The sequence below is a fragment of the Phenylobacterium sp. genome (genome assembly GCF_031181185.1).
In the GTDB taxonomy this organism is placed as follows: domain Bacteria; phylum Pseudomonadota; class Alphaproteobacteria; order Caulobacterales; family Caulobacteraceae; genus Phenylobacterium.
This window is the reverse complement of sequence record NZ_JAPSKZ010000087.1, coordinates 1-15755: the sequence shown is the minus strand read 5'-3', so window position 1 is coordinate 15755 and position 15755 is coordinate 1. Positions and strand designations below refer to the sequence as shown.

The following is a 15755-nucleotide window of genomic DNA, read 5'->3' as shown; positions in this document are numbered from 1 at the left end:
CGTGCGCGCGAGGTTCGACATGAACTCGGTCCGCAGGGTCTGCTCGATCTTGTCGAGGATCTCGCGCTGCACCGGCTCCATGCGGAGCATCCGCATGACGCATTCCAGGGCGAAGTCCTCGGGCAGGGCGGCCAGCACCCGGGCGGCGTGCTCGGACTTGATCTTGGAGAGCACGACGGCGACCGTCTGCGGGTATTCGTTCTTCAGATAGTTGGCGAGCACGGCCTCGTTCACGTTGCCGAGCTTGTCCCACATGGTCCGGCCGGCGGGCCCACGGATCTCCTCCATGAGCTGATCGACCTTCTCCTGCGGCATGATCGAAGCCAGCAGGCGCTGGGTCTGCTCGAACGAGCCCATGATGGCGCCCGTCGAGGACATGCCCGACACGAACTCGACCAGCAGGTCCTCGACGACCGAGGCCTGAACGGTGCCCAGGCTCGCCATGGCCTGGGAGATCTCCTTGATCTCGTCCTCGTCCAGCTGCGCCCAGACCTGGGCGTGCTCCTCGCCCAGGGCGAGCAGGACGACGGCGGCCTTCTCAGGCCCCGTCAGCTTCGAGCCGTCAGCGACGCTTTTGCCCTTGGCGCGGATCATCGCTTAGGCGCTCTCGTGCAGCCAGCCGCGGAGGATCGAGACCGACTCCTCCGGGTGCTTCTCGACGAATTCCGAGACGCGCTTGACCGAGCTCGCCTTCACCTGGCCCTCGATGCGGGCGATGTCGATCTTGGCTTCGAGCTCGCTGGCCCCGGGGCCCGGCAGGGCCAGCTGATCGCCGGCGCCGGCGAGCTGCATCGGCTGTCCGTCCTGGGTGGTGACGATGCGCGTCGCCTGCGGGCCGCCCAACATGGCCATCGGCATGCCGCCGCCGCCGCCCGTGGCGCTCTTCAGCAGCGGGCGGGCGACGAACAGCAGCATCAGGATGCCGACCAGGGCCATCACGCCAATCTCGGCGGCGCGCATGATGTCGTTCTTGTCGAAGCCCATCAGGGGGCTGGCGGCCTCGACGCCGCCCGTGTCGGCCGGAGCGGGGAAGCGGACGTTGATGACGCTGACCTGGTCGCCGCGCTCCTGGTTGAAGCCGACCGCGGTGCGGACCAGCTGCTCGATGCGCTGCATCTCCTCGGCCGAGCGGGGGGTGTAGGCGCCGGGCTTGCCGTCGGCCCCGGGCGCGCTGACGCCGTCCACGGCGACCGCCACCGACAAGCGCTTCACTTGGCCGGGCTCCTGCACCTCGGTGCGGGTGGTCTTGGAGATCTCGTAGTTGGTGGTCGACTCCTGCCGGCCGCTCTGCGAGCCGACGCCGCCGGCGCCGCCCAGGGCCGCGCCGCCCGGAATGTTCGCCGCGACCGAGGCCTGGCCCGAGCCGTCGTCCTGGTTCTCGCGGCTGTTCTCGTCGGTGGTCGATTCCGAGCGGATCACCTGGCCGTCGGGGTCGAAGGTCTCCTGCTGGACCGTGACGCGGGCGAGCTCCAGGTCGGCGGTGACGTTCACCCGCGCCTTGCCGGGGCCGACGATGCCCTCCACCAGGGTCTTCACCTGTTTGGCGATGCGGCCCTCGACCTCTGACTTGCGGCCGTCGGCTTCGGCGGCCATGCCCGTCTCGCCGCCGGACAGGGTCTTGGCGTGCTGATCGACGACCGTCACCCGGTCGGGACGCATGTTCGGCACCGCGCCGGCCACCAGGTTCTGCATGGCGCGAACCTGCTCGGCCGTGGGCTCGCGGCCCCCGACGCCGATGTTCACCGAGGCGGATGGCTGCTCGGCCTCTTCCTCGAACAGCTGGCGCTTGGGCAGCACCAGGTGCACGCGGGCCGAGGTGATGCCGTCCAGGCTGCGGATGGTGCGGGCCAGTTCGCCTTCCAGGGCGCGCTGTCGGTTCAGCTGCTGGACGAAGTCGGTCTGGCCCAGCGAGTTGGAGTCGTCGAAGATTTCGTAGCCGACCGAGCCGGCGGTCGGCAGGCCCTTGGACGACAGCATCAGGCGGGTCGAGGCGACCTCGTCGCGAGGGACCATGATGGTGGAGCCGTCGCCCTTCACCTCGTACTTCACGCCGGCCTGGTCCAGCGCCTGGGTGATCGAGCCCGCTTCCTTGAGATCGAGGTTCGAATAGAGCAGGGCCTTGGGCTCGCCCAGGTTCATCGTGACGGCGAACAGCACAGCGGCGACGCCAGCGCCAATGCCCAGGATGGCCGCCAGGCGGCCGATGCCGAACCTCTGGATTGCCGCGAGCAACTGATTCAACGCGGGCGCCCCTTCCCCAACTCTACGAAGGGCGGCGCGGCCTGCAGAACCCGCCCTCAGCTAGGCAGGATTTACCCAGTGGTTGGTAAACGCGGCCTTAAGACCTCAGGCGCTCCAGGGGGCGAGCGCGCCCCAGAGGCCCAGCAGGATCGAGAAGGCGGCGTAGACCACGACGGTGATCGTGAAGAACGCCTTGCGCACCGGGCTCCAGGAGTCGACGCGCCGGCCGCCCTGCCAAACGGCCGGCAGCGCGGCGATCGTGATCACCGTCAGGGCCGCCGCCACCAGGGCGCAGGCCGAGGCGGTGATCAGCAGCAGACCGGGCCAGTCGTAGAAGACCGCCGCCAGGTCGCGGGCGCGGAGCACCCAGGCGGCGAACAGCGCCAGCGCGGCCAGCCACAGGCCGGCCTGGATGTTCTGGGTGAGCGCCGCGCGCGCCTGGATCTGGTTCTCGCGGAACTCGCGCCGGTTGCGCAGGATCACGCCCAGCAGGGTGGCGATCGCCGCCAGTGTCGCCAGCCCGGCCGAAGCGGCCAGCAGCTGCGGCCGCATCCAGAAGCGGGCGCGTTCCTTGCGATCGGCGTTGATCGCGTCCTGGAAGCCCGTCGCCCGGCCGTCCTGCATCCGGAACGCCAGCCGGCCGTCGCCGTCGGCCGCCACGAAGCGGCCCTGCGATACCGGACCCTCCGGAACCCAGGCGCGCGGACCGTCCATGCCGCCCGTGATGAGCCGTCCCTGCGGCGAGACGCTGACCGGCACGCCGCCGATGAGGAGGTTGACGAAGCCCTCGAGGCCGCCATGCCGCCGGCGCGTGGTCATGTAGTAGCCCTCGAAGGCGTGGGCCGCCTCGATCAGCTCGGTGGAGCCGCGGCGGGGGAACGTCACGGGCGGGGCGTAGAACTGGCGCACCACGGCTTCCGCGAAGCGCCGGCTGAGTTCGCTGCCCTCGTCGCTGTTGGTGGCGATGAAGACGCCCAGGTCCAACTCGGGGATGACCACCAGGCTCGAGTGGAACGACAGCGTCGCGCCGTCGTGGCCGAAGCCTCGGCGTCCGCCCGGCAGGTCGTAGATGATGAAGCCGTGGGCCCAGCCGTTGAGGCCAGGCGCCGTGGCCTGGATCGGTTGGCGGAAGGCGCGAGCCGCCTGCGGCCCATAGATTGACACGCCGTTCCACCCGCCGTTCCCCAGCAGGGCGAGCATGTAGCGCGCCATGTCGCCGGCGGTGGAAGACGCCGCGCCGGCCGGCGCGACCTGGCCGATGTATTCGTATGGCCGCAGCTGGAAAGCCTCGCCCGTCCAGCGGTAGCCGCGGGCGACGTCGCCGCGCAGCGCCTCGGGCATAGCCGCAGGCAGGCCGCGGCGCTCGGGCCGGGGCTCGCGGAAGGTGGTGCGGCCCATGCCGAGCGGGGTGAAGATCTCGTCCTCGGCCACCTGCTCGAACGGCTTGCGCTCGAGGTTGGCGACGGCCAGGCCGGCCAGGGCCGTGCCGTAGTTCGAATAGCTGGACAGCACGCCCGCGGCGCGCACGCGCTTGGGGCGCTCCTGGCGCAGGTACAGGTCGAGCGGCCGGACGCGGCCGGGGTCGCGCTCGAACAGCTGGCCCAGCGCCCGGTCCTCGAAGCCGGGGGAATGATCCATCAGCGTCCTGAGCGTGACGGGCCGCTGGTAGCCCTGGCCGCGGACCCGCACCCTCTGGGGCAGGTAGGTGTTGATCGGCGCCGTCAGGCTCATGCGGCCCTGCTCGACCTCGTTCATCGCCAGGATCCAGGTGAAGGTCTTGGAGATGGAGCCCAGGCGGAACAGCGTCCGGTCAGCGTCGACCGCCCGGCGCGCGTTCAGGTCCGCGAAGCCGTAACCCTTCTTCAGCGCCACCTGACCGCCCTGTACGACCGAGACCGCGACGCCGGCCACATGCTCGCGGGCCATGGCGTCGCGCACCCAGCCGTCGACGAAGGCCGAGAGCTCTGCGGCCGGGATCGGCTGGTTCGAGGCCAGGCGGGCGCCGGTCACCTGGGTCGGCAGGGCTGCGGCGGCCGCGGGCGCGCCGGCGATCGTGGGCCCCCGCGGCGTCGGTGCGGCGGCGGCCGGAGCCGTTTCCGTGCGGGCGGGACGGGGGCGCGGAGCCGTCCGTTTCGGCCGGACCTGGGTGTAGGGGATCGGCGCGTCGGGCAGGGCGGCGGCCACGGCTGGCGGCGGCGCCTCGGTCTCCTGCGCCTGCGCGGCCGGCGTGAGCCAGAGGGCCAGGAACGCCGCCAGCGCGGCCTTCATCGCGGTTCGCATCCCGAAGCGCCCCATCTCCAGCCCCCACCCACGGAAAGGTTGTAGGACCGAATGCTGAGTCCCTCAAAGCGCGGCCGTGGCGACTTCCGGTGCGATCAGGGGAAGGCGTAGAGCGGAAGGATCGGGCGCAGTTCGGCGCCGACATAGACCTGCGGCTCGGACGGCGGGCTGACCTTCTCGGCGACCTCGCGACGGCGGACGCAATCACGCGTGGCCGCAGCCAGGGCGTGGAAGTCGTGGACGCCGCTCATCGAGCTCAGGAAGCAGTCGTCGAAGTAGGGGTACTTGTCGCTCTCGCCGCAGCCGAACGAGGTGCGGTCGGGCCGGGCGGCGGTCAGCACCATGCGGTTCGGGCCGGACAGCGGCCGCACGAACACGCCCGAAAAGCAGGCCGAGACCACCACCACCGTCGGGCGCTGGCCACAGGTGCGGTCCAGCATCGCCGCCAGCACGCCGGGCGCCAGGATGGCCTTGTCGACCACCGCGCCCCGCGGCGTGCCGTGGGTGGTGACGTAGAACAGGCAGCCGCCCTGCGCCCTGGCGGTCAGGGTCTCCATGGTCTCGTAGATTTGCTCCAGCTCGGCCTTGGCGGGCGCGGTGTCGCGGTAGCGTTCGGGGCGGGTGGAGAACTGGCGCAGGTTCTGCGGCTGGAAGCCTACGCGGGTCAGGGCCTGGGCCACGTCGCGCCGGGCGTTGTCGAAGGCCTCGGTCGGGCCGCCCCCCGAGCCGCGCCAGTCGCCCGCGATCACCACGGCCGTCCAGTCCGAGAAGCTCAAGGCGTGGGCGGGCGCGCCGGAGAGCGCGATGAGCAGACCCGTGATCGCGATGATCAGGCGGGCCGGCTTCAGCATCTTATTTCTTGTAGTTGGCGAACGGCGTGGGGATCGCCGTTCCCGTGGCCTTGGCGAGCAGCCGCCCCTCCGGATCGAAGAGCTCGCCCTCGGTGAAGGCGACCTGCCGGCCCCACTTCACGACCTTGCCCACCCCGCGGATCTTGCCGGGTTGGCCGGGGCGGAAGAAGCTGGTCTTCATCTCGAGCGTCGGCGCCACCGCCGTCATGCCCGAGGCCACCATGCAGGCGACGCTCATGCACTCGTCCAGCATGGCGCAGAGATAGCCGCCCTGGATCTGGCGCATGGGGTTCAGCAGCAGCTCGGCCTTGGCGTCGAACTCGACCTCGACGCTGCGCTCGGCCTGACTGACGGCCACCATCCGGAAGCCCAGGGTCTGCGATCCCGTGGGCTGGTTCTTGGTGCGCAGGAAGCGCTGGAGGATGGCCTCGTCGGTGAGAGCTTCCGGTTCGGCGCTGGCGGCGTCGGACATCCGGCCTACTTCTTCCGGAACTGGTCGAGGGAGACGATCTTGGCCTCGCCCTCGGCGCCAGCCTCGGCGGGCGCCTCGGCCTTTTCTGCGGGCGCCGGCGCGGGCTTGGCCTCGGTCGGCCCCGGCGGAGGCGGCTCGAACTGCAGCAGGAACTGCACCGAGGGATCGTAGAAGCGGGTTACGGCCGCATACGGGATGCTCAGCCGCTTGGGCTGGCCGCCGAACTGCAGGGTCACCGAGAAGAAGGTCTCGCCGGGCGCCAGGTCCCAGTACTGGTGCTGCAGGACGATGGTCATCTCGTCCGGGTACTTGGACAGCAGGTCCACGGGACCGGAAACGCCCGCCGCGTCGGTCTTGAACGTGATGTAGAAGTGGTGCGCGCCGGGCAGGCCGCCGGGCGCGGCGGCGCGCTTGAGCGCGGCCTTGACGACGCCCCGGAGCGCATCCTGCGCCAGGGCCTCGTAATTCATCAGATCCTGGGCCGGCGGCTCCTGGGCCATGCGGTCTCCGAACGCGGGGGAACTCTAGATGCGCGAAAGGTAGCGTCTGCCGGCGCCGAAGCAAGGCGCGAAGCGGCTCCGCCCGCCAAATCGTCATGAGGAGGAAGGTGGGAGGATTCTGTTGGCAGGCTCCTCCCGGGCCCCGCCTAAGGATCTGAACCCCTAGGGCTTAGGTCGGATTTCTACCGGACCGCATTACGCGGCCAGGCGGACTTCCTCAGCGAAGTTATCGTTCGCATTTAGTTTAAGACCCGAAACGGTGGGTCAGGCCGGGAGAAAGCAACGCCTTTACACGTCTGTCGATGCTGATCGGCCCCGCACTTGTCCGGCGATAACCCGGAGGAAGATTGGTGGAGCCGCCGGGAATCGCACCCGGGTCCAGTCCGCTTATTATGCGCGCGTTTATCCCCATAGTCGGGCGAACCCGACAGCAGGGAATATAGGGCCTCACGACGGGGAATTGAAGGGCGGGCCGTTCACGGATTGGTGGGTGCGGCCTCGGTCTCGGGCTGAGGGGCCGGCGCGACGTCGGGGACGCGGCGCCTGGCCAGCGGATCGGGCCGGAGCTGGCCGCCGGTTTCGATCAGCTGACGATAGGCCGTTCGCGCCGTGCTGAAGTCGGCGCCGCCGCGGAAGATCAGGTCGTAGCGGGGATCCTGGCCCAGCGAGGCGCCGATCACCGCCTCCAGCACCTCGGCCGCCTCGCCCACCTCGGCGAGGTCGCAGGCCCGCCGGACGGTCCGCGCGCCCGACGGCGTCAGCAGCGTCAGGTCATAGGCGATGCCCTCGACGCAGACGGCCTCCGCCGCGCCCGCCTCGGCCACCCTCACGTCGCGCGGCGACTTCCACACCCAGTGCTCGCGCAGGCTCCGGAAGCGGTCGGCCGAGCCCGCCGGCAGCTCCTTGTCGAAGCCCATCCGGCGCGCGATCCCGGCTTCGCAGCAGGCGAGGCCTGCGCGAGCCTGCACGAAGACGCGGTCGTCGTTGCGGACCGAGACGCGGGTCACCGTCTGGCGCACGCTGCCCGTGGGCCGCGTCCAGACCTCGATGATCATCTCGTCGCCGCGGATCACCTGCCACTGCAGCGGCATCAGGCCCCAGAGCCGATACGTGGAGGGATCGAGGCCGTTGTCCACCGCGGGCAGCCGCTCGCCGCGCCGGATGCGCCGGCCGCCGAACGGGTCGGCCTCCTCGCCGGGTTTGGGCCACTTGTCCTCCCACCAGCTCTTCGGGTCCGGCGGCGGGAACGGCCACACCTCGGCCTCGTACGGCGGCGTGCCTTCGGGCGGGCCGATCGTCGGGGCTTTGCGGCGAAAGAAGAACTGAGCGTCGGCCGGCGTCGCCAGCGCCAGGGCGGTCAGCATCAGAAGCGCGCGGCGGATCGCGGGCAAGCGGGCGGTCTCCTGCTCACGCCCCCCGCAGCTTAAAAGTCTAGCGCCAGCGTGCGTTCCTTAGAAGACGTCGACGCCGCGCTGGATCGACAGCACGCCGGTGCGGGACACCTCGACCAGCCCCAGCGGGCGCATCAGGTCGACGAACTTGTCGATCTTGGAGGGCGCGCCGGTCAGTTCGAAGACGAAGCTCTCGTGGGTGGTGTCGATCACCTTGGCGCGGAAGATGTCCGAGACGCGCAGCGCCTCGACGCGTTCGGCGCCGATCCCCTTCACCTTCACCAGCGCGAGCTCCCGCTCGAGGCCGTTCGGGTCGCGGGTGACGTCCTGGACGTGCCGCGTGGAGACCATCTTCTGCAGCTGGGCCTCGATCTGGGCCAGCACCTGCGGCGTGCCGCGGGTGACGATGGTGATCCGGCTGGTATGCGCCTTGCGGTCGGTCTCGGCGACCGTGAGGCTCTCAATGTTGTAGCCGCGGGCGGCGAAGAGGCCGACCACCCGGTGCAGCACGCCCGGCTCGTTGTCGACCAGCACGGCGAAGGTCGCCAGGCTCTCGGGCTCGCCTTCGTGGGCGAGGTCATAGACGGATGCGGGCTGCGGATCGGACATGGGGGACGCTCCTGGTGGGGACGAGGTGTCACAGGACGGCCGTCGCCGCAACTGCGTGGCCTGCGGGCCACAGCCGCTTGACCATGCGCGGCCCGGTTGAGCGCGGGCCTTGCCCGCCACCATCGGATCGTGAGAGACGATCCTCGTTCTCGAACGAGAGTCGCCGAATGACGATGCGCAACCCCACCGCCGGACAGACCCGCCCCTGGGCGGCGGCTGACCGCGTGCGCCTCGGCTCGGATCCAGGCGCAGCCTTTACCCAACTAGTCTGACGCGCGGGCGCTCCGGTCTGGAGGTCCGCATAAGGATCTCCCGGAGCTTTCGATGTTTATTCCGATCACGGGCGCGGCCCCGGTCCCCAACAGGGCCCACCCGACATCCCTTCTGAAACTGGTGGCGGGCGATTTCGCCGAGCGGATCGCAGCCGTGTGGCCCGAGCCGCATGCCCCCTTCCTCACCGCCCCGGCGCCGCGACGGCACTTGGCCTGTGCGGGCTTCGCGGTCGGGGCGGACGTGGCGGCGCTGGCCGCGGCCATCCTGGGCGGGCGCCTGCGCCACGTGATCCCGGCGGTCGTTCCGGGCGCGCCGGCGGGGTTCGAACGCATCCTGGGCCGGCTGGGCGAGGTGGCGTTCGACGCCGAGACCTACCGCCTGCTGCTGCGGCTGCTGGCCCGTCCGGCCCCGGCCAAGGTGCTGCGCCACGCCGAACGCGTGGACGAGAGCCTGGTGCGGCGGCTGGCCGGCCTGCCCGAACCGATGGAGCACGCCGTTCGTCTGGCGCGCGATCTGACGCCGGAAGGGGTCGCGGTCCTGCGCGAGGCCTATGAGGCGCTGCGATTCCGGGACGGCGTCGCGGCGGCCGAGGCCGCGGCCGCGGCCTGGGCGCACGCGCGCTCGGCCAAGGCGTTGTTCGACGCCGTGCGGGACGACCTCACGCCCGAGCCGTGCCCGCCGCCGCACCCGGGGACGGCGCGCCTGCGGCCGCTGACGACCAAGGCTGCGATCAAGAACGCCGCCCGCCGCTACCGGAACTGTCTGGCCGACCGCACGGCGCATGCCGCGGCGGGCTGGTCGGCGTTCTACGAGTGGGACGGCCCGCCAGGCGTCGTGGTCGAGGTCAGCCGCGACCACGTGTTTGGCTGGCGGCTGGACGAGGCGCGGATCGCCGACAACCGGCCGGTGCCCGAGGGAGTGCGCGACGACTTGGCCGCGGAGCTGGCCCTGATCGGCATGCACGTCGGCCGCTCCGGCTGGCAGCTGGACCGGCTGCTGCGCGAGGACGTGGGCCGGGGCTACCGGTTCTGGCCGATCCACGAGGATGTGGCCGAGGCGTTCGGCGAGGGGTGAGCCCCTCGTCGGACGCCGAGGTTGCGCCTGTTCCGCTGACGCCAGCCCTCTCAAATCGGCGCGAGCGCCGACTCCCCGCCACATTGCGTGGTAGATTGAAGACGGTGACCCTAGAGAGCCAAGGAGGCGGCATGGCCCCGCTCCGTATGCCTCAACACCTCGCCGACCCCCCGCATGTGGACAGCGGCGAGGCGGTCCTGAGGTTCAAACTCCTCGAAGACGTCGACGCCGGCTTGAAGCGCTGCGAGTGGCGCGTGCAGGCGGCCCTGGCCGAACTGCGCGAGCACGACGCCGAAGGTGGTCCGGCGGGCGAGCGCGCCCGGCTGCTCGACGAGGCGGCCGATGCGGTCTTCGCGCTGTTCGTGCAGCACGAGGCCTGCGGCTGCATCGACCACGAGGAGCTGGTTCAGCGCTACCACATCCCGCCGGAGGTGACGGCGCGGATCGGCGCCTCGCACTAGACGGAGATCGCGGCGACCTTCGCTCCCAGCGCGCGGGCGAGGTCGGCGGGCGCTAACCTGACCTGCAAGCCCCGCTGGCCGCCGTTGACGAACACCTGCGCCTTGGCGAGGGCGGCCTGGTCGAGCACGGTGGGGCAGCGCTTCTTCTGGCCAAAGGGACTGACGCCGCCCACCCGGTAGCCGGTGACGCGCTCGGCCTCGACGGGCTTCATCATCTCGGCCGACTTCGCGCCGAGGGCCGCGGCCAGCCGCTTCATCGAGACTTCGCGGTCGGACGCCAGGATCACGCACGCCGGCTTGCCATCGGCCAGGACCATCAGCGTCTTCAGCACCTCGTCCGGGGGCGCGCCCAAGGCCTCGGCCGCCTGCAGGCCGATCCGGTCGGCGTTCGGATCGTAGTCGTAGGCGGCCAACTCGTAGGCCACGCCACTGGCGTCCAGGAAACGTGTGGCCGGTGTCGCTCGGCTCATCTCCAGGGGCTCCAAAAGCTTGGCATGCAACCGTCAGCGGGGCGTGCCGCGTTCCGTCGGTCTATCTTTCGCCGGCCCCAGAAGGTGCAAGTCCGAAATGCTCAGCGAGGTCCACCAGCGCCTGCGTCTCGCCACGCGCGGCGATCACGAGCGCCTTGAGAGGAGGGCGGACCTGCTGGCGAGGGTGGCGACGTTGGAAGGGCGGCGGGCCGTCGTCCGGCGCTTCTGGCGATTGCATGTCGACGTCGAGGCCGCGGTCGGGCCGTGGCTGGAGAGGCTCGACGGCCTGGATTTCCCTGCGCGGCGGCGCACGCCACGTCTGGCGCAAGACCTAGCCGCGCTCGGGCTTGCCGCCAGCCGCGAGCCGCCCAGGCCGCCCAAGGCGAGGTGCGTGGGCGAGGCTCTGGGCCTCTTTTACGTGCTGGAAGGGTCGACGCTGGGCGGGCGGGCGATCCGCCGGGCGCTCGAGGCCGGGGGCTCCGATATGCAGGGCCTGAGCTTCCTCGACCCCTACGGCGAGCGCGCCGGCGAGCGCTGGCGAAGTTTCCTGGCCGTGCTGGACGACACCCTCCCGACCGCCGACGCCTCCGAAGCGGCGGTGCGCGGGGCTATGGCCGGCTTCCGCCATGCCGAATTGCGCATCTGCGAGGGCGAAGCCGCATGACCGACACCCTCGACCTCGACCTCGACGCCTGCGCCCGCGAGCCGATCCACATCCCAGGCGCGATCCAGCCGCACGGCGTAATGTTTGTGGCCGAGCGCGCCACCCAGGAGATCAGCCATGCGGCCGGCGAGGTGGCCGGCAAGCTCGGCCTCAAGGCCTGGCTTGGCGAAAGCCTGGGCGAGGTGCTGGGCGGTCCGATCTCCGAGCGGGTCGCCCAAGTGACCCAGTCGGGCGCTGGGGGCGGCTACGCCGGCCGTCTGGTTCGCGGCGAAGCGGCCTTCGACGTGCTGACGCACCTCTCCGGCGAACGGCTGATCGTCGAACTGGAACCGGCCGAAGGCGACGGCCTCCCGGCCGCCGCCCTGCTGGCGCAGCTGGAGACTGCGGCGGCGGCCTTCGAGCGGGCGCCGACCCTGCAGGCGCTGTGCGAGCGGGCCGCCGTGGAATTCCGCCGACTGACCGGCTTCGACCGGGTCATGATCTATCGCTTCCTCGATGAGGACGCCGGCGCAGTCCTGGCCGAGGCGGCGGCGGACGACATGCCGTCGTTCCTGAACCACCGCTTCCCGGGGTCCGACATCCCGGCCCAGGCGCGCGCGCTGTACGTCCGCAACCTCGTGCGAACGATCCCCGACGTCAGCTACGAGCCTGCGCCGTTGCAGCCCGCCTGGACCGAGGCCGAGCCGCTCGACATGAGCGACTGCGTGCTGCGAAGCGTGTCGCCGGTGCACATGCAGTACCTGCGCAACATGGGCGTAGGCGCCTCGGCCTCAGTGTCGATCGTCAAGGACGGGGTGCTGTGGGGCCTGATCGCCTGCCATCACCGCACGCAGAAGGCCATGCCCTACGATATCCGCGCCGGCGCCCGGGCGCTGGCGGGCGGCTTGGCGCGGCAGGTGCGTGCCAAGGAAGAGGCCGAGGTCTATCGCGAGCGCATGCGGCTGCGCGGCCTGGAGGACGAGGCGACGTCTCGGTTCGCCCGCATCGGCGGGCTGGAACAGCATCTGGACGCGGGTCTGGGCGAACTCCAGCGCATCCTGGGCGCCGACGGCGTGGCGGCGGTGCGCGGCGAGGCCGTCCACCTGCACGGCTCGCACCCGCCGGAAGCCGATGTGCGGGCCCTGGCGCGCTGGGCGCTCACCGAGGGGCCGGAGCCCGTCGTCACCGACCGGCTGGCGTCCGATTTTGCAGGCGCAGAGTCCTATGCCGCCGAGGCGAGCGGGGTGCTGGGGCTGGTTGTGGCCGCGGACGAGCCGTTCGTCCTGCTGTGGTTCCGGGCCGAGCAGCTCGAAGTGGTCAACTGGGCCGGCAATCCGCACAAGGCCGTCGCGTTGGGCGCGGGCGAGGTGCTGACGCCGCGGGCGTCGTTCGAGGCGTGGCGCGAGACCGTGCGCGGCCGCTCCCGCCGCTGGAGCCTGGCCGAGGTCGATGCGGCGCTGCGCCTGCGGGAGAGCCTGCTGGACGCCCGCGGCCGCCGCCGGCTGGTCGAGCTCAACCGCCAGCTGGGCCAGGCGCTGGACGAAAAGGAAGGCCTGTTGCTGCAGAAGGAGGTCCTGCTGGGCGAGGTGAACCACCGCGTGCAGAACAGCCTGCAGCTGGTTTCCAGCTTCCTGGGCCTGCAGGCGCGCGACGCCGGCGACCCGGCGCTGACGGCGGCGTTCGCCGAGGCCCGGCGACGCCTCAGCGCCGTGTCGCTGGTCCACCGCCGGCTCTATCGCGGCGACCAGATCGAAACCATCGACCTCGCCCGCTACTTCGAAGACCTGATCGCCGACATGAGCGTCTCGATGGGCGACGACTGGACCGGCCAGATCCACCTCGACGCCGCCCCCGTGCTCGCGCCCACCGACCGGGCCGTGACCCTGGGTCTCATCGTCACCGAGCTGGTGATCAACGCCAACAAGTACGCCTATGGCGGCGCGGCCGGTCCCATCGAGGTGACCGTCCACGAAGGACGCGGCGTGCTGACCGTCAGCGTCTGCGACCAGGGCCGCGGCAGGCATGCGCCGACGGAGGGCTTCGGCAGCCGGATGATGGCCGCCCTGGTCCGGCAGCTGGGCGGCGAGATCGCCTACCTCGACAATCACCCCGGGCTGCGCGCGGCCCTGACGGTCCCGGTCGTCGCGCGCGCCTAGGCTCAGACCAGCCGCTTGCCGGCGTCGTCGATGATCGAGCCAAGGTCGCGGGCCTCTTCGGCCATGATCATCTCGTTGTGCGCCTTGCCGGACGGGATCATCGGGAAGCAGTTCTCTTCCTTGGTCACGCGGCAGTCGAAGATCACGGGCTTGCGCACGTCGATCATCTCGCGGATGGCGTCGTCGAGTTCGTCCGGGTGCTCGGCGCGCAGGCCGACGCAGCCATAGGCCTCGGCCAGCTTCACGAAGTCGGGCAGGCTCGCGGAGTAAGAGTGCGAATAGCGCTCGCCGTGCAGCAGTTGCTGCCACTGGCGCACCATCCCCATCCACTCGTTGTTGAGGATGAAGATCTTGATCGGCAGGTCGTGCTGAACGGCCGTCGACATCTCCTGCATGGTCATCTGCACGCTGGCGTCGCCGGCGATGTCGATGACGAGGGCGTCCGGGTGGGCGATCTGCACGCCGACCGCGGCCGGCAGGCCATAGCCCATGGTGCCCAGGCCGCCCGAGGTCATCCAGCGGTTCGGCTCGTCGAAGTGGTAGAACTGGGCCGCCCACATCTGGTGCTGGCCGACCTCGGTCGTGACATAGGTGTCCCGGGCCTTGGTCAGTTCGTACAGCCGCTGGATGGCGTACTGCGGCTTGATGAGCTTGGCGTCGGGCCGGTAGCGGAAGCTGTCCCGGGCGCGCCAGGCCTCGATCTCGCGCCACCAGTCCGCCATGGCCGCCTTGTCGGTCATCAGGTTGCGCTGCTTCCAGACCGCGATGAGGTCGCCCAGCACATTGGCGGCGTCGCCGACGATGCCCACGTCGACGCGCACGTTCTTGCCGATGGAGCTGGCGTCCACGTCGATGTGGATCTTGCGGCTGCCGGGCGCGAAGGCGTCCAGCCGGCCGGTGACTCGGTCGTCGAACCTCGCGCCGATGGCGACCATCACGTCGCAGTCGTGCATGGCGTTGTTGGCCTCGAACGAGCCGTGCATCCCCACCATCCCCAGCCACTGCGGGCTGGAGGCCGGGAAGGCGCCCAGGCCCATCAGCGTCGAGGTGACCGGCGCGCCGGTCAGAGCGGCCAGCTCCCGGACGAGTTCCGCCGCCTTCGGCCCGGAATTGATGACGCCGCCGCCGGTGTAGAGGATCGGACGGCGCGCCTTGGCCAGCATCGCGGCGGCCTCGGCGATCTTCGCCGGCTCGCCTTTCACACGCGGCGAGTAGTTGTGGGCGTGGGTCACCTCGGTCGGCCCCTGGTAGACGGCCTTGGCGAACTGCACATCCTTGGGGATGTCGATGACGACCGGGCCGGGCCGGCCGGAGGTCGCGATGTGGAACGCCTCGTGGATGATCCGCGGCAGCTCCTCGACCGACTTCACCAAGTAGTTGTGTTTGGTGCAGGGCCGGGTGATGCCGATGGTGTCGCACTCCTGGAACGCATCGGTGCCGATCAGGTGGGTGGCGACCTGGCCGGTGATGACGACCATCGGGATGGAGTCCATCAGGGCGTCGACGATGCCGGTCACCGCGTTCGTGGCGCCGGGGCCCGAGGTGACCAGGACCACGCCCGGCTTGCCGGTCGAGCGGGCATAGCCCTCGGCCGCATGGGTGGCGCCCTGCTCGTGCCGCACCAGCACGTGCCGCAGCTTCGGCTCGGCGAACAGCGCGTCGTAGATCGGCAGGACCGCCCCGCCGGGATAGCCGAACAGCACCTCGACGCCCTGATCGAGAAGGGCCCGCACCACCATCTCGGCTCCGGAGATGGTGTCGGCTTCGGCTTCGATCGTCTGATGGGCGGTCATGGGAAGGCTCTGGCTTTGAGGACAATAAAAAAGGCCCGCGAGGGGCCTGGGGACGAGCGACCGGTCGGTTCTGACGCCTTCGTCAGTCCGTTGTCGGCCGCCCGGGGATTACAAGAATGTTGCGCACGTAACGACCTTGCAGAGAGTGGATGTGGAAATCGCATGCCGCGATCAGGGCGTCAAGCTGCCTTCCCGCGCAATAAACTGCCTCCACTGTAGCTCCGGGTCGGCGCCGTCCAGGCGAAGCCAGTCGGCCATCTGGCCGCGCATCCAGGTCAGCTGCCGCTTGGCGTAGCGGCGGGTCTCCTGCTGGGCGGCGGCGATGGCGGCTTCGAGGTCGATCTCGCCACGCAGATAGGCGGCAAACTCGCGCACGCCCACGGCCTTCATCGCCGGCAGGTCGGCGCCCAGGTCGCGGGCCAGCAGCGCGCGCACCTCCTCCACGGCGCCGTCTCGCACCATGGCGTGCAGGCGCGCGTCGCAGCGGGCGTAGAGCTGGGGCCTCGGCGGCTCCAGCGCCACCGCCGACCAGCTGCCGGCC

At 70.7% G+C, this 15755-nt stretch carries 13 protein-coding genes, 1 other RNA gene and 2 pseudogenes; 4 read left to right on the top strand and 12 right to left on the bottom strand.

All coding sequences use genetic code 11. The annotated features are described in order from the left end of the window. The 9 genes and pseudogenes from RIF93_RS11960 to ilvN all read right to left on the bottom strand — a co-directional run. A pseudogene (locus RIF93_RS11960) lies at window positions 1-594 on the bottom strand (flagellar motor switch protein FliG); the annotation flags it as partial. 3 nt (window positions 595-597) lie between these two features. Then, window positions 598-2241, bottom strand: a complete 1644-nt coding sequence (fliF, locus tag RIF93_RS11955) for a flagellar basal-body MS-ring/collar protein FliF (protein ID WP_309091599.1) — start codon at window positions 2239-2241, stop codon at window positions 598-600. Window positions 2242-2346: 105 nt separating this feature from the next. Continuing rightward, entirely contained in the window at window positions 2347-4521 is a 2175-nt protein-coding gene (locus tag RIF93_RS11950; protein ID WP_309091597.1) for a serine hydrolase domain-containing protein, read from the bottom strand. Window positions 4522-4616: 95 nt separating this feature from the next. Further along, window positions 4617-5372 (bottom strand): C13 family peptidase, encoded by a 756-nt coding sequence (locus RIF93_RS11945; RefSeq protein WP_309091595.1) that lies wholly within the window; start codon window positions 5370-5372, stop codon window positions 4617-4619. A 1-nt stretch (window position 5373) separates the two neighbouring features. Beyond that, on the bottom strand, window positions 5374-5844 hold the full coding sequence (locus RIF93_RS11940; RefSeq protein ID WP_309091594.1) for a PaaI family thioesterase: 471 nt from the start codon (window positions 5842-5844) through the stop codon (window positions 5374-5376). A gap of 5 nt (window positions 5845-5849) precedes the next feature. Continuing rightward, window positions 5850-6344: a ClpXP protease specificity-enhancing factor SspB gene (locus RIF93_RS11935; protein ID WP_309091592.1), complete on the bottom strand. Its 495-nt coding sequence runs from the start codon at window positions 6342-6344 to the stop codon at window positions 5850-5852. 106 nt (window positions 6345-6450) lie between these two features. Continuing rightward, window positions 6451-6813, bottom strand: a transfer-messenger RNA (tmRNA) gene (gene ssrA, locus RIF93_RS11930). Window positions 6814-6820: 7 nt separating this feature from the next. Further along, complete coding sequence (locus tag RIF93_RS11925) at window positions 6821-7735, bottom strand: hypothetical protein (RefSeq protein ID WP_309091590.1); 915 nt, start codon at window positions 7733-7735, stop codon at window positions 6821-6823. Window positions 7736-7795: 60 nt separating this feature from the next. Then, the gene (gene ilvN / locus RIF93_RS11920) at window positions 7796-8344 is read right to left on the bottom strand and encodes an acetolactate synthase small subunit (protein ID WP_309091588.1); all 549 of its coding nucleotides are present in this window, start codon (window positions 8342-8344) and stop codon (window positions 7796-7798) included. Between the two features lie 324 nt (window positions 8345-8668). Here ilvN and RIF93_RS11915 point away from each other — a divergent pair, with 324 nt between their 5' ends. Further along, complete coding sequence (locus tag RIF93_RS11915) at window positions 8669-9691, top strand: hypothetical protein (protein ID WP_309091586.1); 1023 nt, start codon at window positions 8669-8671, stop codon at window positions 9689-9691. 131 nt (window positions 9692-9822) lie between these two features. Continuing rightward, complete coding sequence (locus RIF93_RS11910; RefSeq protein ID WP_309091584.1) at window positions 9823-10152, top strand: DUF6665 family protein; 330 nt, start codon at window positions 9823-9825, stop codon at window positions 10150-10152. Here RIF93_RS11910 and ybaK read toward each other — a convergent pair. Then, window positions 10149-10622, bottom strand: coding sequence for a Cys-tRNA(Pro) deacylase (ybaK, locus tag RIF93_RS11905; protein ID WP_309091583.1), 474 nt, complete (start codon window positions 10620-10622; stop codon window positions 10149-10151). The two genes, RIF93_RS11910 and ybaK, sit on opposite strands and share 4 nt — an antisense overlap. Before the next feature lie 97 nt (window positions 10623-10719). On the opposite strand from ybaK, the gene RIF93_RS11900 reads away from it, so the two are divergent. Beyond that, complete coding sequence (locus RIF93_RS11900; RefSeq protein WP_309091581.1) at window positions 10720-11286, top strand: biliverdin-producing heme oxygenase; 567 nt, start codon at window positions 10720-10722, stop codon at window positions 11284-11286. Beyond that, window positions 11283-13421, top strand: a complete 2139-nt coding sequence (locus RIF93_RS11895) for a histidine kinase dimerization/phosphoacceptor domain -containing protein (protein ID WP_309091579.1) — start codon at window positions 11283-11285, stop codon at window positions 13419-13421. The genes RIF93_RS11900 and RIF93_RS11895 overlap by 4 nt, the downstream gene beginning before the upstream one ends. Before the next feature lie 2 nt (window positions 13422-13423). On the opposite strand, the gene RIF93_RS11890 is transcribed toward RIF93_RS11895, so the two are convergent. Then, window positions 13424-15214, bottom strand: coding sequence for an acetolactate synthase 3 large subunit (locus RIF93_RS11890; protein ID WP_309091577.1), 1791 nt, complete (start codon window positions 15212-15214; stop codon window positions 13424-13426). Between the two features lie 171 nt (window positions 15215-15385). Next, window positions 15386-15755: pseudogene (locus tag RIF93_RS11885) on the bottom strand (tRNA (adenosine(37)-N6)-dimethylallyltransferase MiaA); the annotation flags it as partial.

Bases quoted from the DNA above. Each gene is read 5' to 3' on its own strand.
- RIF93_RS11940 (WP_309091594.1), bottom strand. From the start codon at position 5,844: ATGTCCGACGCCGCCAGCGCCGAACCGGAAGCTCTCACCGACGAGGCC.
- ilvN (WP_309091588.1), bottom strand. From the start codon at position 8,344: ATGTCCGATCCGCAGCCCGCATCCGTCTATGACCTCGCCCACGAAGGC.
- RIF93_RS11945 (WP_309091595.1), bottom strand. From the start codon at position 5,372: ATGCTGAAGCCGGCCCGCCTGATCATCGCGATCACGGGTCTGCTCATC.
- RIF93_RS11915 (WP_309091586.1), top strand. From the start codon at position 8,669: ATGTTTATTCCGATCACGGGCGCGGCCCCGGTCCCCAACAGGGCCCAC.
- RIF93_RS11890 (WP_309091577.1), bottom strand. From the start codon at position 15,214: ATGACCGCCCATCAGACGATCGAAGCCGAAGCCGACACCATCTCCGGA.
- RIF93_RS11900 (WP_309091581.1), top strand. From the start codon at position 10,720: ATGCTCAGCGAGGTCCACCAGCGCCTGCGTCTCGCCACGCGCGGCGAT.
- RIF93_RS11895 (WP_309091579.1), top strand. From the start codon at position 11,283: ATGACCGACACCCTCGACCTCGACCTCGACGCCTGCGCCCGCGAGCCG.
- RIF93_RS11910 (WP_309091584.1), top strand. From the start codon at position 9,823: ATGGCCCCGCTCCGTATGCCTCAACACCTCGCCGACCCCCCGCATGTG.
- RIF93_RS11950 (WP_309091597.1), bottom strand. From the start codon at position 4,521: ATGCGAACCGCGATGAAGGCCGCGCTGGCGGCGTTCCTGGCCCTCTGG.
- RIF93_RS11935 (WP_309091592.1), bottom strand. From the start codon at position 6,344: ATGGCCCAGGAGCCGCCGGCCCAGGATCTGATGAATTACGAGGCCCTG.
- ybaK (WP_309091583.1), bottom strand. From the start codon at position 10,622: ATGAGCCGAGCGACACCGGCCACACGTTTCCTGGACGCCAGTGGCGTG.